Annotated in this window: 21 protein-coding genes; 10 read left to right on the top strand and 11 right to left on the bottom strand. The window is 42.3% G+C overall.

What is annotated here, in order from left to right; translation table 11 throughout:
* Positions 1-62: 62 nt before the first annotated feature.
* The 3 genes from HC643_RS27360 to HC643_RS27350 all read right to left on the bottom strand — a co-directional run bounded on the left by HC643_RS27360 (position 63) and on the right by HC643_RS27350 (position 3203).
* A complete protein-coding gene (locus tag HC643_RS27360; RefSeq protein WP_038082546.1) occupies positions 63-806 on the bottom strand; it encodes a cyanoexosortase B system-associated protein in 744 nt (247 codons plus the stop codon).
* A gap of 118 nt (positions 807-924) precedes the next feature.
* The gene (gene crtB, locus HC643_RS27355) at positions 925-1827 is read right to left on the bottom strand and encodes a cyanoexosortase B (protein ID WP_038082545.1); all 903 of its coding nucleotides are present in this window, start codon (positions 1825-1827) and stop codon (positions 925-927) included.
* Between the two features lie 239 nt (positions 1828-2066).
* A complete protein-coding gene (locus HC643_RS27350; RefSeq protein ID WP_038109358.1) occupies positions 2067-3203 on the bottom strand; it encodes a DegT/DnrJ/EryC1/StrS family aminotransferase in 1137 nt (378 codons plus the stop codon).
* 724 nt (positions 3204-3927) lie between these two features.
* On the opposite strand from HC643_RS27350, the gene HC643_RS27345 reads away from it, so the two are divergent.
* On the top strand, positions 3928-5502 hold the full coding sequence (locus HC643_RS27345) for a GAF domain-containing sensor histidine kinase (protein ID WP_038089659.1): 1575 nt from the start codon (positions 3928-3930) through the stop codon (positions 5500-5502).
* Between the two features lie 364 nt (positions 5503-5866).
* Entirely contained in the window at positions 5867-7261 is a 1395-nt protein-coding gene (locus HC643_RS27340; protein ID WP_050046806.1) for an IctB family putative bicarbonate transporter, read from the top strand.
* A 129-nt stretch (positions 7262-7390) separates the two neighbouring features.
* Here the strand turns inward: HC643_RS27340 and HC643_RS27335 are convergent, their stop codons facing one another.
* Positions 7391-7687: a WGxxGxxG family protein gene (locus HC643_RS27335; protein ID WP_038089662.1), complete on the bottom strand. Its 297-nt coding sequence runs from the start codon at positions 7685-7687 to the stop codon at positions 7391-7393.
* A 394-nt stretch (positions 7688-8081) separates the two neighbouring features.
* Between HC643_RS27335 and smpB the strand changes: the two genes are divergently transcribed.
* From smpB to thiL, 5 genes are all read left to right on the top strand, one after another.
* Positions 8082-8549: an SsrA-binding protein SmpB gene (gene smpB / locus HC643_RS27330; protein ID WP_038089665.1), complete on the top strand. Its 468-nt coding sequence runs from the start codon at positions 8082-8084 to the stop codon at positions 8547-8549.
* 147 nt (positions 8550-8696) lie between these two features.
* Entirely contained in the window at positions 8697-9413 is a 717-nt protein-coding gene (locus HC643_RS27325; protein WP_038089667.1) for a rhomboid family intramembrane serine protease, read from the top strand.
* 125 nt (positions 9414-9538) lie between these two features.
* The gene (locus HC643_RS27320; protein WP_038089670.1) at positions 9539-10237 is read left to right on the top strand and encodes a rhomboid family intramembrane serine protease; all 699 of its coding nucleotides are present in this window, start codon (positions 9539-9541) and stop codon (positions 10235-10237) included.
* 77 nt (positions 10238-10314) lie between these two features.
* Positions 10315-11421, top strand: coding sequence for a peptidylprolyl isomerase (locus tag HC643_RS27315; RefSeq protein WP_038089672.1), 1107 nt, complete (start codon positions 10315-10317; stop codon positions 11419-11421).
* A gap of 271 nt (positions 11422-11692) precedes the next feature.
* A complete protein-coding gene (gene thiL / locus HC643_RS27310; protein ID WP_038089673.1) occupies positions 11693-12730 on the top strand; it encodes a thiamine-phosphate kinase in 1038 nt (345 codons plus the stop codon).
* A gap of 72 nt (positions 12731-12802) precedes the next feature.
* Here thiL and HC643_RS27305 read toward each other — a convergent pair whose 3' ends face one another.
* A complete protein-coding gene (locus HC643_RS27305) occupies positions 12803-13819 on the bottom strand; it encodes a type I glyceraldehyde-3-phosphate dehydrogenase (RefSeq protein WP_038089676.1) in 1017 nt (338 codons plus the stop codon).
* 122 nt (positions 13820-13941) lie between these two features.
* Positions 13942-14562 carry a nicotinate (nicotinamide) nucleotide adenylyltransferase gene (gene nadD / locus HC643_RS27300; RefSeq protein ID WP_038089679.1) on the bottom strand — a complete coding sequence of 207 codons (621 nt, stop codon included), beginning with the start codon at positions 14560-14562 and terminating at the stop codon, positions 13942-13944.
* Between the two features lie 641 nt (positions 14563-15203).
* Between nadD and murC the strand changes: the two genes are divergently transcribed.
* Entirely contained in the window at positions 15204-16670 is a 1467-nt protein-coding gene (murC, locus tag HC643_RS27295) for a UDP-N-acetylmuramate--L-alanine ligase (RefSeq protein WP_038089682.1), read from the top strand.
* 158 nt (positions 16671-16828) lie between these two features.
* Positions 16829-17827 carry a UDP-N-acetylmuramate dehydrogenase gene (murB, locus tag HC643_RS27290; RefSeq protein ID WP_038089684.1) on the top strand — a complete coding sequence of 333 codons (999 nt, stop codon included), beginning with the start codon at positions 16829-16831 and terminating at the stop codon, positions 17825-17827.
* Positions 17828-18122: 295 nt separating this feature from the next.
* Here murB and HC643_RS27285 read toward each other — a convergent pair whose 3' ends face one another.
* Together HC643_RS27285 and HC643_RS27280 are read right to left on the bottom strand one after the other, a co-directional pair.
* The gene (locus HC643_RS27285; protein WP_038089705.1) at positions 18123-18599 is read right to left on the bottom strand and encodes a low molecular weight protein-tyrosine-phosphatase; all 477 of its coding nucleotides are present in this window, start codon (positions 18597-18599) and stop codon (positions 18123-18125) included.
* 80 nt (positions 18600-18679) lie between these two features.
* On the bottom strand, positions 18680-19030 hold the full coding sequence (locus HC643_RS27280; RefSeq protein WP_038089687.1) for a YbaB/EbfC family nucleoid-associated protein: 351 nt from the start codon (positions 19028-19030) through the stop codon (positions 18680-18682).
* Between the two features lie 738 nt (positions 19031-19768).
* Here HC643_RS27280 and HC643_RS27275 point away from each other — a divergent pair.
* On the top strand, positions 19769-20452 hold the full coding sequence (locus HC643_RS27275) for a response regulator transcription factor (RefSeq protein WP_038089690.1): 684 nt from the start codon (positions 19769-19771) through the stop codon (positions 20450-20452).
* Between the two features lie 34 nt (positions 20453-20486).
* Here HC643_RS27275 and HC643_RS27270 read toward each other — a convergent pair whose 3' ends face one another.
* From HC643_RS27270 to HC643_RS27260, 3 genes are all read right to left on the bottom strand, one after another.
* Positions 20487-21851, bottom strand: a complete 1365-nt coding sequence (locus HC643_RS27270) for an AtzE family amidohydrolase (protein ID WP_038089693.1) — start codon at positions 21849-21851, stop codon at positions 20487-20489.
* A gap of 9 nt (positions 21852-21860) precedes the next feature.
* Positions 21861-22475: a hypothetical protein gene (locus tag HC643_RS27265; RefSeq protein WP_038089696.1), complete on the bottom strand. Its 615-nt coding sequence runs from the start codon at positions 22473-22475 to the stop codon at positions 21861-21863.
* 98 nt (positions 22476-22573) lie between these two features.
* Positions 22574-22765: a DUF4089 domain-containing protein gene (locus HC643_RS27260; protein WP_038089699.1), complete on the bottom strand. Its 192-nt coding sequence runs from the start codon at positions 22763-22765 to the stop codon at positions 22574-22576.
* Positions 22766-22805 lie beyond the last annotated feature (40 nt).

The following is a 22805-nucleotide window of genomic DNA, read 5'->3' as shown; positions in this document are numbered from 1 at the left end:
TTTTTATTTTACTTCTATACAAGACACAGCACCCTTTCTAAATAAAAATATCGTACAAAATCTTATTTCGACTTTAAACTTTTGACTTTTGAATCATTCAAAGGTCCTGACATTAAAACACCCTGGATTGATTGACCGATTGACTTCACCTCATTCCAAGTCTTTTCTACTTGTCCCAAAGGTTCCATCGGAAGGAGAATACAAACTGCTACCCACTGAGCGCGATGCTTGTGCCATTGTGCTGACAAATCAGCTAAAAACCAAGATATCTGTGATGCACTGCCACCAGTAGGCCAAGCATACCATTGCAAAACCGCAAAACTTTGTTTGTTTGCTGTTGCACGGAAAAAGTTTGCTTGTACCTTAATTTCGGTATTTGCAGAAGCCGATGCTTGAGGTGATGTGACAGTAAATTCAGCAGCACGATTTTGAGCAGTTTGCCACTGCCACAGACTGTCAATTTCTGTCCATTCTACTTGAGGTTGATTTCTAGGTCCGTTTTGTGGTAGCAATAACACAATTGCTTTAGTCTGCTGACCTTCTTTTTCAATGAGTTGGTAAGACCACTTGTTTGAGCCAATTTCTTGCTCCCGTTGTTCTACAGTTTTCCAGCCAGGAATAGATATTCCTGTTTTGCGTATCTCCTTCAATTCTTTGAGAGTCACGATTCTTGGTGGTTCGTTCCACTCCCAGCGTCCTTTTAGATAACCAGGAATAGCTCCTAGAGCCAACAGTACGAGCAGCAGTAACAGCACCACTACTTGGGAAAACTGTTTTTCCTTAATGAATTTGGAAAAGGAAGTCATCGGGTAAAATTCACAGAACTTGGTAAAATTTTAAGTCTTCAATTGGGCATTGGCTCTAGTAATATTACAGGATTTAGGTATGAGGGAATGGGGATTGGGAGGTTGGAGAGCACTCAGTTTACTCAGATACTCCAGTTTCCAGCCCTTTCTCTTTTGGAACTTCATGAAAACGCTCGTCGAGCCAATTTAAAGTGGGTACTAATGCTAGTAACATCAAAGCAGAGTAAAGGTCTCCACCCCAACTGTCATGTAACCATTGGAAAGCACCCTCTTGTCCCGTACCGTGAAAGAAAGTCAGTAACGTATTGCGAATAATATTAGCGCTGACACTAATGACAACGGCTGTAGACAAAAACCAAACTGTTGTACGGCGGGAAGATAAAGCACCAGTCCAGTAAAGTAGCATTAAGCCCACATAAAGAGTCGTAAACAACATTTTTAATCCCGCACAATAGGGCGCAACCTCCACAATTCTTCCATTTGTATATATATTGATACCATCGACAGTAACTGGTAAGCCAAACTGACTCAATATAAAACCTGCAGTACCAGCGATAAAACTTTGGAGCGGTAAAGTATAAGGAGCAACAAGATAAGGTAGTGCTGTTGGTGTTGCTAAAAACACTAGCAACAAAGGAAATCCTTGTAGTTTAAAGCCGGGAACTCCTTTTAACCACAAGCATATTCCTGCTAGGATTGCAGGGAATGATATGTTCACCCATTCACTAACACCGCTCAGATAAAAAATTGCCCCTACTATCAGTAAAAAAGCTCCTACGGGATGGGACATATTGGGAAGCCTTTGCCATCTCGAGCGATTTTTCCAAGCTAAGTAAGCAGCAAATGGAATCCCAATAATACCATGGCTAAAATACTCGTGTTCCGTACTAATATTTTTTCTGATCCAACCTTCCCACCACTGCAGTAAAACCGGAGCGTAAAGCAATACTAGAATAGCCAGTATTGCTAGGATTATCAATTGTGAGGAATTTGTTTTTTTTAGCTGACGATGAATTTGCATTTTTCTCTCTAGCTATTGATATTTGCTCGTGGCTTATGATTAATACACCATCAGCCATCAGCCATTAGCCATTAGCTATTAGCCATTAGCCATTAGCCATTAGCCACTAGCCATTAGCCATTAGCCATTAGCCATTAGCTATTAGCCATTAGCCATTAGCCATTAGCCATTAGCCATTAGCCCTTCGGGTTCACCAGTCCCCTACGGCGGGAAACCCGCCTGCAGGGCTGGTCTCACCATTAGCAGATGCAACCAATTTCTGACACAACTTCTTTAACTTGAGTGCTACTTAAACCAGGATACATGGGTAAAGATAATATTTGCTCTGATAGCATTTCGGCTTTAGGGAAATCCCCAAGTTCATAACCTAGATAGGTAAAGGCTGGTTGAAGATGGCAGGGAATTGGGTAATGAATTCCCGTCTGAATTCCTGCTGCAGCTAATTTTTCTTGAATTTGTTGCCGTTTCACGGGACAAGAACTATCAACTTTGATAACGTAAAGGTGATAAATGTGTCCTTCTCCACTTTCATTTTGTATGGGAATAATGCCACTTGATGCGAGATGTGCTAGTTCGGCGTCGTACTGCTGTGCTGCATTCCAACGCTGGCGGTTCCATTCCGGTAAATGTGGAAGCTTTTGAAGCAGCACAGCAGCTTGCATCGTGTCCAAGCGGCTATTTGTACCTGGTTCAATGTGAATGTATTTTTGCGCTGCACCATAATTCCGCAAGCGAACCATTTTTTGTGCTATGTCTGGATCTTTTGTTAAGAGCATTCCTCCGTCTCCAAATGCTCCTAAATTTTTGCTTGGATAGAAACTAAAAGCTGCTGCTATCCCCACAGAGCCTGCTCGATATCCTTCTCTTGTTGCTAAATGTGCTTGCGCCGCATCTTCAAAGATGAGGAGTTTATGTGCGTCAGCAAAGTCTAATAACTGCTTTGGCGATACCATCTGACCGTAGAGATGTACGGGGATAATGGCTTTGGTGTTAGGGGTAACCACTCGGGCTGCTGACTCTAAATCAATTAATGCTGTTTGTGGATCGCAATCTGCAAAAATCGGTTTTGCTCCCGCACGTAACACCCCAATTAAAGTCGCTACAAAGGTGTTTGCTGGCAAAATTACTTCATCTCCAAGACCAATGTTACAGGCTTGCAAACCAAGAGCGATCGCATCAGTTCCCGAAGCAACACCAACACCGTATTCTGTTCCCGCTGCTTTGGCAAACGCTGCTTCAAAATCTTTCAGCGCCTGTCCCAATACAAAGTCTCCTTGTACTATTACAGATTGGATTGCCTGTTCTAATTGAGATTGAATTGCTTGATGTTGTATACTGAGGTCTACAAATGGAACTTTAACAGTTACGTTATTCATTGTTAAGACAATTCTCACAAATTAAAATATTGAAATACAGTTTTTAAGTTCGCCCAAGCAGATTGATGGAATTCAAACGCCCTGGCTGTCGTGCTTGTAGAACCACGAATTCTGTTTGCTAGCTCTGTTATGATACTGCGCTTCTCGAACATTCTCTTAAGCGTTTGTTACATTCTTGACTGAATCCTAAAGTTTAAAACAATTCCCTTTGTAAAGGAAATATGTTTTCTTTATGAATTTTTGATAAATCTTCCTTATTAACAAAATCTGCATTTAGTAATTTAAAAGATTATCTTTGACAACAAAGCGTTTACGTATACGATGACGAGAAAACAGGAATCATACACCGATTGTCGATCGCGTAGTTACTGGTTACTGTTTTAGCACAACCTTATCATACCCACGTCAAATCTGAAACTAACGCTATTCTTTCAGAAAATAGAACATAAGGGTTAGGGAAAAGTCATTTTCCGTCTTTGTAGCAAACAATTGCCCGTGGTCTATTTCCATTAAAACCCTACAGTATACTGAAATGTTTTGTGTATAATTTGCAAAACATCAAGTCAGACAACCTTTGTATAGCTAAAAACTTATACTGAAAAAAAAATTACCCTTTAGTATGTTTGTCTGGCAAAAAATTGGGGAATCTTAAAAATAGCAACTAACCAGACCTAGTGGTTATGTAAATTACAGTACCCTCGCTATCATCAAGGTAACAGTGGCAATGGTAGAGCCTGAAAACAAACTATTTACGCTCAAAGATGGTTGGGCTTCTCAAGAGACGAGAGAACAACAACGTCTTAAGGCATTGACCGATTTAGGTTTACGTCAACCAGAGACAATTCCAGTTTTTGAAGAAGCGACTCAAACAGCCGCGCACTTTCTAGAAGCACAAATTTGTGTCTTAGGGTTTGTAGATCAAGAGCGCCACTGGTTCAAATCAGCTATAGGCTTATCCAGACTTGGGCTGATGAACCAACTCGCACAAAGTCGTCAACTCTCACGTCGGGAATCTTTCTGCACGAAGGTCGTAGAAAGCTCGCAAATCGTTGTGATTGATGATACACATCTTCTCTCTGGTGCAGAACGTTCCACTTATAGTAAGTTGTTGCAAGATTACGGTATTCGCGCATATCTAGGAGCACCGTTGTTTGATGCTTCAGGTTATTGCTTGGGTGCGCTAGCAGTGATGGATTTAGTCCCGCGTAAATTTACCAACAGAGATATTGAATTTTTACAAATCATAGCTCGCTGGAGCATGAGTGAATTTGAACGCAATCGACTGCTACAGGCTGGCTCAAATACCAATATTCCCATGAATGTTTCTTCTTGGTCATTCCAAGATACTAGCAATGGTGAGATTCGGCTCAACCCAAGTGTTTTTCAAAAAGAATCAATTCCAGTTCCCACCAATCAGCTTAAATTAGCACTATTAGCGCAATTGACTCAAGAGTTACGTACTCCCTTGACATCTGTATTGGGTATGGCTGGTGTTTTAGGACGCGAGATTTACGGTCCTTTGACAACCAAACAGAGAGAGTATTTGGAAATAATTCAACACAGCGGTCGATATTTACTGTCCCTAGTGAATGAAATTTCTGAACTTGGAACAATAGATGAAAACCCATTAACACTCAATTTAGCTCCTGTAGATATTGAAATGCTCTGTCAACAAGCTATCAATACCTTAGAAGAAGCAGCTAACAGACGCGAACAAGATATTCGCTTATCCATAGAACCAGGGCGCAGTCGCATCTTACCTCTAGATAAAGATAAAGTACGACAAATTTTATATCATCTGGTTTTTAATGTAATTCAAGTTTCCGCTACAGGAAGTGTTGTTCGCATTCATGTTTCTTACAAAGACAATTTAGTTAATATCACAGTTTGGGTTTCACATCCCTGGCTTGGGGACGGTATAACAGACGTAGAGCCTTACTTCCGTCTTAAGAGTTTAGCTCCCATGCTGGAGTTTACAGCAAGTACTTCCACTTATAGTAATGGCAATAGTTATTCCGATTTACCTGAGGATGTCTCCGATTTACCTGTAATGGTGGAAGAACCAACAGAGTTAAGTTCGCCTGTTTCAGATGTCCTTGCGATCGTCTCTGACTTAAATTCTACTAAATCATCCGCAAATGTGTCTCGTGAGAGCTTGGGTTTAGAACTTAGCTGTCGTTTAGCACACTTGCACGGCGGACAAATTTCGGTTCAAGGTTCATCAGAATCGGGGTATCGCTATGTACTCAGTTTACCCTTGGTAAGTTCGAGCACAGTAGAATCTTCAAGCGAATTTTAATTTGGGGAGTGTAAAGTGACTGTGTTAGATTAGCATTGCAAATTGTCCAGATTATGGGGTACTTGGCTGACATATATATAGTTAGTGAGTGGTTATGGGTTAGTAGTTGGTACAAAAAATAGTACAGTTTGGCGTAAAGAAGGCAACCATTAGTAACAGATAATAAAGCTGCAATTAAAAGCTTTTGCGCCTTCTACCCTAGTAGCAAGCGTTTGGCTCTGCCTTCACGTACTAGAACCCACAACACCAGTCACTCTCATTGGAGACTGACAATTTGCAATCTGCGACATGAACTTTTAGAATCAGGGACTGTCATGATTATCAAAGTTGTGCGCGGGCGTGCTATCTATTCACAGTGTTGTATATGAATTTAATTTGGCAACAATTCACTTTATCTTACTTGCCGTTGAAAGAATACCTTAGCACCAGTTACCTGCACCGTTCTGTTGTGGGATTACTGCACTCTTGGCGGCAAAGTAGTATTTTCTTACAGTGGGGAGAAGCAATAGCAACAGCCTTGCTCAGCTTGATATATGGGCTAGCTCCTTTTGTGGCGAATGACCTACTCGGGTTGATATTGGTTGCTTGTGGAGGATTTTGGCTCCTGTTAACCGTATCTGACGAAACGACTTCACCAAATGCGCCCAGTGTGACTCCCATTCACCTGCCAATACTGCTTTATTGGGGGGTTGCTGTTGTAGCTACAGCACTATCACCTGTTAAGAAAGCGGCGATGACAGATTTAAGAAATTTTACGCTTTACTTGTTACTGTTTGTTCTTTGTGCGCGAGTTCTTAAGTTTCCTCGCTTTCGTTCCTGGTTGATTGGCTTGTATTTACACGTAGCTCTTATTGTAAGCGTGTATGGATTAAGACAATGGTTTTTTGGAGCACCAGCGCTGGCTACCTGGGTTGATCCAATGTCTCCTTTGTCAAAAACAACAAGAGTTTACAGTTATCTTGGCAATCCCAATTTATTAGCTGGATATCTTTTGCCAGCTGTCGCTTTAAGCGCAGTTGCCATTTTTGCATGGCGAAGTTGGTTGACGAAAGCTCTGGCTGTAACAATGCTAGTTGTTAATGGTGCATGTTTAATTCTAACTTTTAGCCGTGGCGGCTGGATTGGACTGGTTGTCTCTGTTTTAACTTTACTGGGATTGCTTTACTTTTGGTTCAGCGTACATATGCCACCTTTCTGGCGTAAATGGTCTTTGTGGTTAATATTAGGTAGTTTAACAGGCGTATTACTGCTGGCAATTTTACTTGTTGAACCCGTGAGAGAACGCTTCTTAAGTATTTTTGCTGACAGAAATGATAGTAGTAATAATTTTCGTAAGAATGTTTGGACTGCCGTTTTTAAGATGATTGAGGATTATCCCCTCACTGGGATTGGACCCGGTCACAACGCTTTTAACAAAGTCTATCCTCTTTACCAACTTCCCCGTTACACCGCCTTGAGTGCTTATTCTATTTTCTTAGAGATAGCTGTGGAAACTGGGTTTATTGGGTTAGCCAGTTTCTTGTGGCTGCTTGTTATCACTTTTAATACAGGTATTCTGCAATTACGGCGTTTGCGACAATCAAACAGTGTGGATGGCTTCTGGATTATTGGTGCGATCGCAGCCATAACAGGAACGCTCGGTCACAACACAGTTGATACCGTTTGGTTTCGTCCTGAGGTGAATACAGTTTGGTGGTTAATGGTCGCTTTGATTGCTAGCTACTACAAACCAATTAAACGCGAATCAGTAACAGCCTGAGCAGTTATTACTACTAAAATAAGCCTTAGAGTAATACATTCTAAGGCTTGCCTTCAAGTTGCTGTTTATTCAATTCAAAAAGTCCTAAGCTCCATTCTTTGCTAAATGGCTGCTAAGTAGAAACCGCAATTATTCTCTATAAGTAGAGGTACCAACTGCATTGGGGTCGCGATAACGAGCTGGTTCTTCATGGCGTCTTCCAGCCAAACCGCCTAAACCTAAAAGTCCAAGTAAACCCAACCAACCCCAATCAAAATCATTATCACCACGGTAAGTTGTCGTGTCAGTGGTGGTGTTGCCGGTGGTGGTTCCAGTTCCAGTATCGCTATTGTTGGTTTGAGCAGAAGCAGGTAAAGTGAGGGGCATCATAGCTAGGCTTAAACCGATAACGCCGGCACCAATTGCTGTAGTCAATTTGTTTTTCATAGTTAAATCCCAAATTCCTTTCGCGTTCAATCACAAATTTACCCAGCCCCTCCCCAAACAAAATCATTCTATGGCGGTAAAATAAGATCCGTTTGGACTCACCTGAAGATATATAAAATTTTTTAACGGCTGTATTGTGAAGGATAAAGGCTTGAAACTAAAGGCTTTTAAGGTATTCAAAAAACTATTTTATTTGCCCAATCGTTTCCAAACTTTACCTCAATAAAAGATTATTTAACAATACAAACCAGCAAAAACAGTAGAAAAAAGCTAAATTAGAAAGATAAAGGTAACATTCAAAGGAGTGCGTGACAAAAATTTATGTAAAATTTTCTTCTTTGTTATATTTATTCATATTAATTTTTTAACACACTGTACGTAAATATTATCCTCAATGAGTGAAAAAAGCGAAGGTTACAAAGTTATTAGCGACAATCGCCAAGCTCGGTATTTATACGAAATTCTGGAGACGTATGAAGCTGGTATTCAGCTTACAGGAACCGAGGTGAAGTCCATTCGTGCGGGTAAAGCAAATCTTCAAGATGGGTACGCTTTGCTTCGCGATGGAGAAGCATGGCTCATTAACGTCCATATTTCTCCTTACACGGCTAGCGGTCAGTATTTCAACCACGAACCCCGGCGCACGCGCAAGCTGTTGTTGCGTCGTGACGAACTTCGCAAGTTGATTGGCAAAGTCGAACAGCAAGGTTTAACGTTGATACCTCTTAAGATGTACCTCAAGCGGGGCTGGGTAAAAATTAGTATTGCCCTGGCAAAAGGTAAAAAAATTCACGATAAACGTGAAGACATTAAGAAACGCCAAGACCAGCGCGAGATGCAACGGGCGATGAAAGTCTATTAAAGAATTGGGGACAAGGGGGACAAGGTAGACAAGGTAGAATTGGCTCCCTTGTTCACTCCTAATCTCTAGTTAGGTCATAGGTTAGAAGAAAGTTTAAAAAAAATCAGATATTCTGAGCTAGTTCTTCAAAAATGGAGAAATAGTTCTGTGGTTCCAATTAGAGACGATAATCCTACGACAATTACGCCTTACGTCACTTACGGGCTGATTGCTGCCAACATCATAGCTTTTCTTTTTGAAGCAAGTCTGCCTGCACAAGAATTAGACGGATTTTTACACCTTGCTGCTGTTGTACCGCGAGAACTCACAGCTAGCTTTGCAGGAATTCCGGTTAATCAACCAGTACCAGAGTGGTCAACCTTGATTACCTCTCAATTCCTACACGCAGGTCTATTGCACCTGGGTGGTAATATGTTGTTTTTATGGATTTTTGGTAACAACGTTGAGGATAAGTTAGGGCACATTAAATATTTATTGTTCTATTTAACCTGTGGTGTTTTAGCATCTTTGAGTCAGTGGTATTTTGCACAAAATTCCTCAATTCCTTCTTTAGGAGCAAGTGGTGCGATCGCAGGTGTTATGGGTGCTTACATTCTTCGCTTTCCCAAAGCAGAAATTCTCGGTATTATCCCTCTAGGATTTTTCTTTCCCACATTTCGCGTCCCAGCATTCTTCTTCTTAGGGTTTTGGTTTCTTCAACAAGCCATTTCTGGAGCTGCTTCTTTAGAAGCATCCACCAGTGTTGATACTGGCGGTATTGCCTACTGGGCGCATGCAGGTGGTTTTCTCTTCGGTGCGGTTCTCGGTCCATTGCTCGGGTTGTTTAATGACAAACCAAAAGAAGAGTTTTGGTCAGGTAGTTAGAGTTTAACGAGTAGACAAGGGAGAAGAAGATATTATCTTCCTTGTCCTCCTGGTCCCCCTGGTCCCCTATCGTCCTACCCCTAACAAGTTATATTTCAGGTAGTGGCAAATTAGGAAAAGCACCTGTGTTTCCCCTTTACGACGAAAACCCGACCCGAATCACCCCATACATTACCTATGGGTTGATCGGTATGAACGTATTACTTTTTCTCCATGAAGTGAGTTTATCGGAGACGCAACTAGAACAGTTTCTACAGTTATATGCCGTAATTCCACGACAGTTAACGGCTAGTTTTGCTGGTGCGTCAGTTAATCCATCCGTACCTGAGTGGGCTACTTTATTTACGTCACAGTTTTTACACGGTGGCTGGTGGCATCTCATATCCAATATGGTTTTTTTATGGGTTTTTGGTAACAATATTGAAGACCGCTTGGGTCATTTTAAATACCTAATTTTCTATTTAAGTTGTGGTGCTCTAGCAGCTTTGTGTCAGTGGCTCGTTGGTGTAAATTCTACAATTCCTTCTTTAGGAGCAAGTGGTGCAATTTCAGGCATTTTGGGTGCTTACATTATTCGCTTTCCACGCACGGGAGTCGTTTCATTAGTCTTCTTAGGATTTTTCATTACGACAATTAGAGTTCCAGCGATGATTTTGATAGGACTGTTTATTGTCCAAAATGTCATATCCGGTCTTGCAAGCTTGCAACCAGCTGCTATGAGTATGGAGACAGGTGGAGTTGCGTATTGGGCGCATATAGGTGGCTTTGTGTTTGGTTTGATTCTCGGTCCTTTACTGGGTTTATTTAAACGAGATTATGACTAAACTGTTTGCAGTCCTGTGGGAAGATGATTAATGGGTTAAATCTTGTTAACAATCTGATGTTGCATTGAAGCCATCTCATGTTCAAAATATTGAAATCCTGGCTGAATAACAGTCTCATTGCACTGCTGCTGGTCACTCTATTTTTAGGAATAAGTGCAGCTGGATGGACACCATCTTGTAGTGCTGCGCTACCTGCTGGTAACGCCATTACTGACGGTAAATCTCTTTTACAGTACGCACTTCCAATAGAGAATAAACCCGTGCGGGAACTGCAAGCAAGTTTAGAAGACATATCAAACCAACTGCGAGCAAATCGACGCTGGGGTGCTGTTTCTAAAGATCTCAGCAAAGCATCGCGTATTCTTGAGAAACCCGCCCAACTTTTAGCCAGTGTCCCAGATGAAAGAAAACCTCAAGCTGAGGCTTGGATTTCCGAGTTAAAGTCTGGCGTTAACACTTTGCAAGAAGTGGTTAAAACAAAAAACAAAGAACAAGTTAAGGAACAAAGGGCTAAACTACTCAGTTTGGTAGGTCTTTTAGAAGAATCAATGGTGAAGAAATTTCCCTTTGAAGTACCAAGCGAATACAGTAATTTACCTCAACTTAAAGGTCGTGCAACTGTAGAAGTCAAAACCAATAAAGGCGATCTGACGCTTGTTGTAGATGGCTACAGCGCCCCCGTAACTTCTGGAAATTTTGTTGATTTGGTACAACGGGGTTTTTATAACGGTTTGGAATTCACCCGTTCTGAAGAATCTTACGTCTTACAAACCGGAGATCCACCAGGTCAAGACGCAGGTTTTATCGATCCAAAAACGGGTAAATATCGTGCTATTCCTTTGGAAGTCCTTGTCAAAGGCGATAAAAAACCGACTTACGGTATCACCTTAGAAGAAGCAGGTCGTTACACTGACTTACCTGTTCTTCCCTTCTCCGCCTTTGGTGCTTTAGCTTTAGCACGTCCCGAACGTGATGTAAATGGCGGTTCTTCACAAGTCTTCTTCTTTCTATTTGAACCAGAACTAACTCCCGCAGGACGCAACTTACTTGATGGTCGCTATGCTGTTTTTGGCTACGTTACTGAAGGAAAAGAAGTTTTGGACGAATTGAAAGCAGGTGACAAAATTGAATCTGCTAAAGTCATCCAAGGGCTTGAGAATTTAGTAGAACCCAACGTTGCTTAAACCATTTTTTATTGAAATCTAGGTAGGGTGGGTAATGCCCACCTTACGGCAATTGCAGATCGAAAATCGACATATTAATCAAGATTTCCTGCGGCAAAAACTTGTTTATCAGTCATGAATAATTCAGGAAACGTAGGCGATAGAATCTGCTGGTAGTCAGTTAAAACGCTTTTTTCAGAAGTTAAATATTCTTCAGATGTGAGATTTGATTGCTGGTATGGTTCCCATACAAATCAGATTCCAAAACAGTATTTTTATCATAACTTGAAATGTGAATAATGAATTTTCTTCGTTAGTTCGAGATATTGGCGAACAAGGTCTTTTAAAAAGATTGCAGCGTTATTGTCCTCCTGACATTGTTGGAGATGATGCTGCTGTGCTTTCTACTGAACCGGGAAAATCTTTAGTGGTAACGACTGATGTGTTAATTGACGGCGTCCACTTCAGCGATATTACGACATCTCCAGAGGATGTTGGTTGGCGAGCAGCAGCAGCTAATTTATCCGATATAGCAGCAATGGGAGCAACTCCATTGGGGATTACGGTTGGCTTGGGATTACCTGGTGAGGTTGCTGTCAGTTGGGTTGATACATTATACCAGGGTATGTCTCAGTGTTTGCAAAAATACAATACACCGATTGTTGGTGGAGATATAGTACGATCGCCCACAACAACCATAGCGATCGCAGCCTTCGGTCAAGTGAAGCCACAGCAAACTATCCGACGCAACAATGCCAAAGTTGGGGATGTTATTGTTGTGACAGGGGTTCACGGTGCTTCCTCTGCTGGCTTGCAATTACTTCTACATCCCGAACTAGGAAAAAATCTCAGTGCTAGCGATCGCACAGCCCTAATTAAAGCACATCAGCGTCCCCAACCGCGACTTGATGCCCTACCCATACTTTGGGAAATCTTAAATTCTCTGTTCCCCCCTGTGTCCCTCTCTCCCTCGCTTCCCATTTCCGGAATGGACAGCAGTGATGGCTTAGCAGATGCTGTTATCCAAATTTGCCACAACAGTCAAGCAGGTGCTGTTATTGAGAGTACGCAAATTCCCTTACCCGAAGCATTCCATTCCTGGTTAAGCAAAGAACAAGCCCTAGAATATGCTTTATATGGCGGTGAAGATTTTGAACTTGTATTGTGTATGCCCAAAGAAGTAGCAGAAAAGTTTGTACAAACACTGGGAAACAATGCTGCGATCGTGGGAACAATTACCAGCGAGCCAACAGTAATTTTACGCGAGCCAGACAAAAAAAATCCCGATCGAGTTCTCACACTTAATCGGGGATTTCAGCATTTTGGTTAGTTGATAGTTGATAGTTGTGAGTTGCTCAAACCACTCACTGCCAACAGCTATCCACTAACCACTAACAAATAACTATTTAACCCACTTCTCACCTACCAATTCGGCAAGATCGAGTACGCGTTGGCTGTAGCCCCATTCGTTATCATACCAAGCCATCACCTTAACTAAGTCGCCGCCCAAGACCATGGTTAAGCTTGAATCAACAATCGAAGATTCATCAGTACCTTGGTAATCAGAAGATACCAGTGCTTCCTCACTGTATGCCAGAATGCCTTTGAGTGAATTTTCAGAAGCTTCTTTGAGGGCTTGGTTAACTTCTTCTGTGATAGTGGATTTTTCGACTTGTACGACGAAATCCACCATAGAAACGTTAGGGGTAGGAACGCGGAGTGCAACACCGTTCAGCTTGCCCTTTAAATCGGGCAATACTAATGCTACAGCTTTAGCTGCACCTGTAGAGGTAGGCACAATATTGAGAGCAGCAGCACGCGCCCGTCGGACATCTCTGTGGGAAGCATCCAACAAACGCTGGTCGCCCGTATAGCTGTGAGTAGTGGTCATGGTGCCTTTGATGATGCCGAATTTTTCGTGCAACACCTTCGCAATAGGAGCCAAACAGTTTGTAGTACAACTAGCGTTGCTGATAATTTGGTGTTTTTCGTGGTCGTAGTCGTGGTGGTTCACGCCTACCACAAAAGTGCCATCATCGTTCTTTCCTGGAGCAGTGATAAGAACTTTTTTAGCTCCCGCATTCAGATGCTTAGTTGCTCCTTCTCTAGAAGTAAATACGCCTGTGGCTTCAATAATGAGATCTATATCCCAGTCTTTCCAGGGCAAGTTTTCTGGGTTCCGGTCGGATACACACTTAATGGTTTTACCGTTAACGGTAATGGAGTTGTCATCAGCGCTAATGTCAACACCCTTTAACTTCCCTAGCATTGTGTCATACTTCAGCAGGTGCGCGTTGGTTCTGGGGTCAGAAGTATCGTTGATAGCAACTAGCTCAATATTGCTATTCTCTCTACCTATCCAGCAACGCGCAAAGTTACGTCCGATGCGCCCAAAACCATTTATTGCTACTCTAATCACAGCGTCTTGCCCTCTATCGTTATATACCTTATTAAAAGCTACTAATGACCCCGATCATACCGTAAAGGGGGGAGTATTTATAACTATAAAGTGTTAGAGCCACAAAAATAAATATTTTTTTCCTACCCCTTTTCATACAAATTATGGTTGGCGATATAGGCTCTAACCGTTTCTGGAACTAAATAACGAATAGATCGACCGTCATTATACATGTTACGGATGAGACTTGACGAAAGCCCCAAGAACGGGATATTCAATAATTGCCAGTGTATGTTAAAAGTTTGTTTTGTAAGCTTTTGCACCACTTGCTTGCAGATTATCTCACTTTGAGTTATAGTCTCACCACTTAGGAGTCGGGGTGCTATCAACCACTCACAAAGCCGTGCTAATTCCTGCCCACGGTACCAACGAGGCAAGGTCTGAAACGCATCCAATCCAATAATCCAGTACCATCGCGTGTCTGGGCAATCTGCTGATAAATTTATCAGGGTGTCAATCGCAAAAGAAGATCCCGAATGACCTTGTTCAACGAGAGACACGGAAAACTTCGGATTCTCTGCGATCGCATGTTGTACCATTTTTACTCGATGCTCAAAGGTCGCTGCTTGTTTGTAAGGAGGATTAAACGATGGCACCCAAATTACCTGTTCTAAAGGAACTTGATGCAAAGCTGCTTCAGCTAAAATCAGGTGTCCCCAATGAACGGGATCGAAAGTGCCTCCAAAAATTGCCAATTGTCGCATTAACTCAGTGAATTATGGCTTTCTTGAAAAGGCAGAGGGCAGATAGCATATGGTGAGCCTAGTGCGGTCTTCGGGAGGTTTCCTCCGTTGTTCGCGCAGCGTCTTTGCAGGAGATAGCACCTGTCGTCTTTGCCCAAGTGGAGGAACTGGCTAACCCGAAAAGCAGAAGGTTCATCTTGTAATTTTTAATACGCAAAAAGCTCCTCTGTGTATCGGCTAAAACGATCTAAAGTCAAATGTATTTATTTATGGAGACAAATAATAAAGCGCGAACTTTATTAAATTCTTCAATTGAAACCAGGGGAAGCTTCTACCATCTGACAAGCAGACTTGTGCCTTCTTTACCAACAACCCCCTAATATAGCAAAATTCTGAAATCAAGGCAAAATTATGTATTTGGAATTACAATTAATTGTTTCCCGATTCACTAGAAATTTTAAGAATAAACATAATATCTGTTCAAACAGAGAAAAACTCACTATCAAGGGTAAAATCAATTTGAATCCGCAGGCGAAAAAGGGAATAATAAATTCCATAGGTGTGCAACATATATAAAGGTAGTATCGGTAAAAATATCATTCCTGTTATGATACGCGTGTCATTTAATATTATTGTGTGGTGTGGTGTAAGAGGAGAAAACAATGCAAAATTCAGTAGACTTTGGCGGTAGACCATTTCATTTCATTGGTGTGGGCGGCATAGGAATGTCCGCTTTGGCTCATGTTTTAGCCCAACGGAATTTACCAGTGTCAGGATCGGATCTTCGTCCAAATCATATTACTCGACGTTTGGAATCTATCGGTGCTCATATATTTGGCAAGCAAGAGGCAAGTAATCTTGAATTCTTTAAACCAGATTCTCCCCCTAAGGATAAGGAATCGGTATTAAATCCCCAAGAAATACTTAATAGCACTACAGAAAAACTACCTCAAGTTATATGTTCTACGGCAATTAACACAAACAATTTAGAATACAAAGCAGCTTTAGAATTAAATTGTCCTATTTTTCATCGCTCCGATGTATTGGCAGCATTAATTGCTGATTATCACAGCATTGCTGTAGCGGGAACCCACGGAAAAACTACAACCAGTAGCATGATTGGTTATATGCTACTTGAAGCAGGTTTAGATCCGACGATTTTAGTGGGTGGTGAAGTTGATGCCTGGTCAGGAAACGCCAGACTGGGGCAAAGTCGATATTTAGTAGCAGAAGCAGATGAATCGGATGGTTCTTTAGTTAAGCACGCTCCGGAAATAGGCATCATTACCAATATCGAATTAGACCATCCCGACCACTATGAAACGTTAGACGAAGTGGTAGAAATCTTCCAAACATTTGCTCGAGGTTGTACAACCCTAGTAGGGAGCATTGATTGCGAAACAGTGCGCGATCGCCTAAAGCCGACAATCAGTTATAGCTTATATTCCGATACAAACGCCGATTATACTGTTACCAACGTAGACTATCGCGCCGATGGGACAACCGCTTTGGTGTGGGAAAGAGGAAAAACCTTAGGCGTTTTAAATTTACGCTTGCTTAGCAAACACAATCTAAGCAATGCTCTAGCAGCCGTTGCCGTAGGTCGGCTATTGGGTTTAGAATTTGGAGAAATTGCCAAAGGGCTTTCCACTTTTGAAGGTGCAAGACGACGTTTTGAATTCCGAGGAGAAGCGAACGGCATTACTTTCATAGATGACTATGCCCATCACCCCAGTGAAATTCGTGCTACTCTTGCTGCGGCACGCCTTCAAGCAAGACCGGGACAAAGAGTAGTTGCTATCTTCCAACCCCATCGTTACAGCCGTACACTGACCTTTTTGGAGGAATTTGCCGAGTCGTTTAGTTATGCAGATCTAGTTGTCCTGACAGATATTTACAGTGCAGGGGAGCCCAATTTAGGGCAAATCAGTGGGGAAAAATTGGCTGATGAAGTTGCCAAGTACAATTCGCAGGTGACGTATCAACCAACATTAACTGCAGTCAGTGAGTACTTACTGCAAACACTGCGTCGTGGAGACTTGGCGCTGTTTTTGGGAGCAGGGAATCTCAATCAAATCATTCCCGATGTCATGGCAACACTTTGCCAACCAGCTCAAGCAACTTCCTAGAAGAAGAGCAAGGCGCATGCGGTCAGAGAGAATGAATTCCTTGCAAGGGATCGTTCTTTCACTCGCGTAGTGTCCGTCTCGCAATAGTTACGTTGCCTTCCTCTAGTGTCGTATTTTGACGACAGATCAACATCAATATTTACCTCATTGTAAAAGATATGACTATATCCCAGGCAGTTGCAAATGTCTGTAAAGTTCCTAACATTAATGACAGCAGACAGCTAAAGGCTAATTCCGTCGAAAGTCAGGAAATTTATTTACCAGGCACTGATTGCGTTATAAAATCTCAAGTTTCACTCGCAGGGTATACTTCTTACAGAGTAGGCGGTCCCGCCCAATGGTGTGTTGCGCCGCGTAACTTAGAAGCTTTACAAGCCAGTATTCAATACGCTCAAACACAAGAACTATCAGTCACAGTACTTGGAGCTGGGTCTAACTTGCTCATCAGTGATTGCGGTATACCCGGTCTGGTTATTGTAACGCGTCATTTGCGTCACAGCTATTTCGATCTAGAAACAGGTCGAGTCACTGTTGCAGCCGGAGAACCCCTTCCCGGTCTAGTGTGGGCAGCAGCAGCTCACGGATGGCAAGGCTTGGAGTGGGCTGTTGGCATACCGGGAACCGTTGGCGGTGCTGTTGTCATGAATGCAGGAGCACACAGCAGCTGTATCGCAGATATCTTATCCAGTGTCGAAGTTCTTCTCCCCGATGGAACTGTAGAAACACTGACTCGGGAACAGTTGGGTTACAGCTATCGGACATCTGTACTGCAAGGCAGCAAGAAAATCGTGACTCAAGCAACTTTCCAGCTACAGCCAGGAGCAGCCCCAGAACACGTTTTGGCAGCGACCAAACAGCACAAACAGCACAGACTAAATACTCAGCCATATCACTTGCCAAGCTGCGGTAGTGTTTTTCGCAATCCCAAACCCCATGCAGCAGGTTGGTTAATTGAGCAAAGCGGTCTAAAAGGCTACCAAATTGGTAAAGCACAAGTCGCACAACGTCATGCTAATTTTATCGTTAATTGTGGCGGAGCGAGTGCTTGGGATATTTTTAATGTCATCCGTCACGTTCAACAAGAAGTACAAGAGCGTTGGTCAATCTGTTTAGAGCCAGAAGTGAAGATGATAGGCGAATTTCAAGCGGCTTGTTAAATAGCGATCGCTGACACCCCTCGTTCTCAGGCAAAGCCTGGGAATGCCTTCGTTAAGGCTCCGCCTTGAAAATAAGGGCGTAGGGTGGGCAATGCCAACCAACATTCAACGGTGGGCATTGCCCTTTGTCTTGTTCGCGATCGAGTGACGATTTTTTCATCCCGACTGCCTCAGATCGCAGAAGGTGGGAGGTGGAAACTAGTAGCCTGCATCCCAAGCAGATCTGGCATTCCGGTGGCTCCACTATCGGAAAAATCGAACAAGTCCGCCGGGAAACGGGAGGACTAGCTAGTAGTTACTGCCTACTCGTCACTTCTTTTAACAGCCCTTCACAAGCATCAATCAGTATGTCAATCACTTGATTAAATCCCTCCGGACCACCATAGTAGGGATCGGGAACTTCTTTAAGAGTATGCCTAGAGCAAAAATCACATATCAAGTGGACTTTGTGGTGATACATACCAGTTCGGTCAAGAGAGAGGATATCCTCGTAATTTTCTCGATCCATAGCTAGGATCGTGTCAAAAATTTCAAAATCTGACTTTTGGAACTGACGCCCTCTACCCGTTAGTTTAATTTGTAGCTTTTGAAAAGCGGCAGCACTCATCCTAGCATCGGGAGGGCTGCCAATGTGATAGCTAGATGTACCAGCAGAGTCACAGATAATGCTTTCGCTTAACCCAGCCTGGTTAATGAAATGATTCATTATATTTTCTGCCGATGGTGAGCGACAGATATTTCCCAGGCAGACAAACAGCAGCTTGTAAGGCATAAATATTTTTTGTCCTTTGTCCATGGTCCTTTGTCATTAGAATACGACTAATGACAAATGACTTGTGACTTACGACAAAATTACTGGAACCCAGGAAGTTCTAGACCACTGGTGAGTTCTTCCATGCGTTCGCGCATTGTTGCCGTAGATTTGTAGTAAGCGTCCTTCATAGCCGCAGTAACGAGGTCGGAGAGTACATCTGCTCCTTCATTGATAGCGTTAGGAGAAATTTCCACTCGCTTGGGTTCTTGGTTACCACTGACAATAACCTTAACCAAACCTCCACCAGCTTCCCCCTGAATCTCCATTTGCTCTAATTCCTCTTGAAGCCGCTTTGCGCCTTCTTGAACCTGCTGTGCTTTTTTAAAAGCGTCAGCCAATTCTTTCATTTTGCCCAAGCCGAAACCAAATCCCTGTCCTTTTCCTGTCATAATCGATTATCCAAGTAAGCTTTGATTAACTAATTATAGATGTGGTAAGCAAAATACCTATTGTTAACTCACGAGTCATCCAGGTAGTACTGCTCAAAATATATTCTATGCTCAACAACCAATCTCTCGTACCTCAACTCCCCCAAGAATAAAATTACACAAACTCTTCAAGCATGAATCGAAACTTAGGTTGTTGATATGTTAAAATATACCCTATGCGAATTATTACCGTTAGCAAACAGCCAGGTTTTTTACGGCTGTTTGTAAAATTAAGAGACTCATGTAGTGTAAGATACGAGCAATATTCCCCTCTGAAGTGGATCTACCAAATTAAAACCAAAGATTCTTGATACAATTTACTGGAGTAGTAAAGTCTTACGTACAATTTTATCTATATTCTTTGATTTCAGCGAAAGTGTACTAGAGATTTATACTTAATTTTCCAGAGTTAATGGACTCGACCTAACTTGGCCTCTATTCGATAAAATATGTCTTAAAAGATGTGTCACCGGTGATACAGGAAAAGATGTAAGAATGTGCCAATGATTGTTAGTGTTCGTTTTAGTGCAAAACTAACTTAAAAATTTTAAGTTAGAACCAGTAGATTTACTATTGAGAAGTGATTCATTGAGAATCATGTCATAGTATGAAACATAGGAGTACTATTTTTATCTGTATTTATTGATAGTGCTTGAGCGAGCAAACTTATTGGTAAAAAATGCTAGGGGTGTACTGTCCATGCCCTTGAAGATCCTTGTAGTGGATGACGATCTGGGCACTCGTTTGTCTATCAGCGATTATCTTGAACTGTCTGGCTATTCAGTCATTACGGCAAATGACGGTCAAGAGGCTTTGGCGATGGTAGAACAATACCATCCCGATTTAATAGTCACTGATATTGTCATGCCACAAATGAACGGTTACGAACTAGTGAGGCGAGTTCGTCAGCAGCCTTCTTTCCGGTTGCTTCCTGTTATTCTGTTAACAGCACGAACAAAGACTCAAGAAAGAATCCTGGGCTACCAATCAGGATGCGATCTTTACTTGCCCAAGCCTTTTGAATTAGAAGAGTTAGCAGCAGCGATTCGCAATCTCTTAGAGCGATCGCAAATCATTCAATCTGAATACCGTTTTCCCCAGAGTGAAAATGTGGGAACTTCCGTTTCAACAAAACCTGTGGATGTTCACTACTCCCAAATTACACATATTCAAAAATCGCAAGTATTTTCGGAATTAACCTCAAGAGAACAGGAAGTTTTAGAGCTTTTAACTCACGGTCTTTCTAATGCTGAAATGGGACAACAACTACATCTCAGTCCTCGGACTGTAGAGAAGTACGTGAGCAGTTTATTGAGAAAAACAACAACAAGCAATCGCGCTGAGTTAGTCCGTTATGCCATTAAGCACGGGTTGGTAGAGTAACATTTTGTACCTATTGTCGCGATCTTCTATAAAATTACACGGATACAACTCCCATTGCCTCGAGTACAGCGGCTACCCGTAAAATCAATGCTTCATTATAGGGTGCAGCTATTAACTGTACGCCCAATGGTAAGGTATTTGGACGTTGGATTGGAACTGATAAAACAGGTAATCCAATAAAAGATAAGGGTTGAGTAAATAATCCTAAGTGAGGACGGACAAGAATTTCTTCTCCGTCTAATATCATAGTTTGCTGACCAATAAGAGGAGCAGAAATAGGTGTAGTAGGTGCAAGAATAACATCTACCTTTTGGAAGATTTCTTGTACTTTATCTCGATACCATCTCCTAAATCGCTGTGCTTGAATGTACCAGCTACTAGGTATTAATGCACCAGCAAGAAAGCGATCGCGTGTTGCGGGATCGAAATCTTGAGGGCGAGAGCGTAATTTTTCCAAATGTAAGTTCGCGCCCTCACAAGCTGTAATCACAAATGCTGCAGATCTAGCACGATGTGCTTCAGGTATTGTGATGTAATTCGTAACTCCTAAAGCATCAGCAACTCTTTGCACGGCTTCCAAAGCTTCCGGGCTTGCTCCTTTAGCAAAATATTCTCCTGCAATAGCAATTCTTAAACCCTCAATTCCGCGAAGGATTTGTGGGAAACACAGTTCGGGAGGACGCTTTGTACAAACTGGATCTCTCTCGTCTTCTCCCTGTAGCACGTCAAACGCCGTAGCAATATCGCGTACCGAACGAGCAAAAGGACCAATATGGTCTAAACTGCTAGAAAATAAAGCAACACCGGCGCGAGACAGCCTTCCATAAGTTGGTTTCAAACCAAAAACGCCGCACAACGCCGCAGGTACGCGGATAGAACCATTGGTATCAGAACCCAAAGTCAGAGGAACTAAGCCAGATGCGATCGCAGCAGCCGAACCACCCGATGAACCTCCAGCCACCCGCGTGCGATCGTGGGGATTGCGAGTAGCGCCATAATGTGCATTTTCAGTGACAAACCCATAAGCGTACTCATCCATATTCAAAGCACCTACCAGAACAGCACCCGCTTGTTTAAGCTTGAAGACTGCGGTTGCATCTTGTGTTGCAGGAAAATTTTCAGCATTAATTTTTGCGCCTGCTAGCGTTGTGACTCCAGCAATATCAAACAGATTTTTCACAGCGAAAGGGACACCAGCCAAAGAACCCATTTGATGACCGAGAGCAACTTCTCTATCAATTCGTTCTGCATCTGTCAAAGCCGTATCAGCCATCACAGCAGTAAAACAATTGAGTTCGCCATCTCGTTCTACAATTTTTGCTAAAGCTGATTTAACAACTTCCACCGCCCCGATCTGACCGCGTTTGACAGCAGTTGCTATAGCCACAGCATCATTCATAGGCAAAATTTATATAAGCGCTCGTTTGGTTTTTTGAGTCAGTGCAGTCTGCATGGTTTTTGTTAATTGCAGTAACGTTATCACCAGACCGACCTCTACAGCAGAGGAAAGAAATGACACCCAAGGTGAAACTGGTCGTTGAGGATTACTGAGCATTATACGAGCTAAAGCATTAGAAGCGATCGTGAAAACATAAAACAGTGGTATGCACGAGCGTAAGCGCTCGCTCAAACTTCTTAAATCGCCACCTTCAGGTAGTAGACGGTCAGCAAAGGTAGATAGCGTGTTCCAAATTCCCCAAAGACTATAGATGGGAATAATAAATCGAGCAATGGCTCCCCAGGGTGTAATTGGGTATTCTGGAAATACATCTTTAAGATCGGCATGAAAACGGTGTAACCAAATTAGAAAAACCAAAGACGAACTTAAAATAACAAGAAATGCCACCATTGCTTGCAAACCATCAAGCATCACAACTAATTTATAAAGAGATGGTATTGCGATTTCGACTATAGAAAACACTAGAGCAACAAAGCTAAATCCCAGACGAAACTTTAGCAAAAGCACCAACAGTTTACCTGCACCCGTTGAATGAGAGGAAGCAGAAATTTTCCAATTCTCCATGACATTGTTCCCACTGCACGATCCCTCCTTATCTTAACCGTACTAGTAAGAATGAGAACACAGTGTATTTCCTTAACTGTCAATAGTGACAACTGTTGCTAGCCTGGTTGAAACTCTGTAGAAGCTTCTAGTTCATCCGGTAAGGGAAACTCATTGACAACTTGAGCGATCGCCATAATTCTCTCAAAATTGTCTACGACTCCATCGCGATACTCATCCTTAAGTTTTAAATCTAACAGAGATACCATTAAATCTACGTAGGCTTCTACCTCAAAGTCCTTCCCTTCCATATTTCTCCTATCGCAGTCGTAAATGAGTTACAAACACCTC

The sequence above is a fragment of the Tolypothrix bouteillei VB521301 genome, from assembly GCF_000760695.4.
Classification (GTDB): Bacteria; Cyanobacteriota; Cyanobacteriia; order Cyanobacteriales; family Nostocaceae; genus Scytonema; species Scytonema bouteillei_A.
This window is presented reverse-complemented; position numbering and strand designations above follow the sequence as displayed.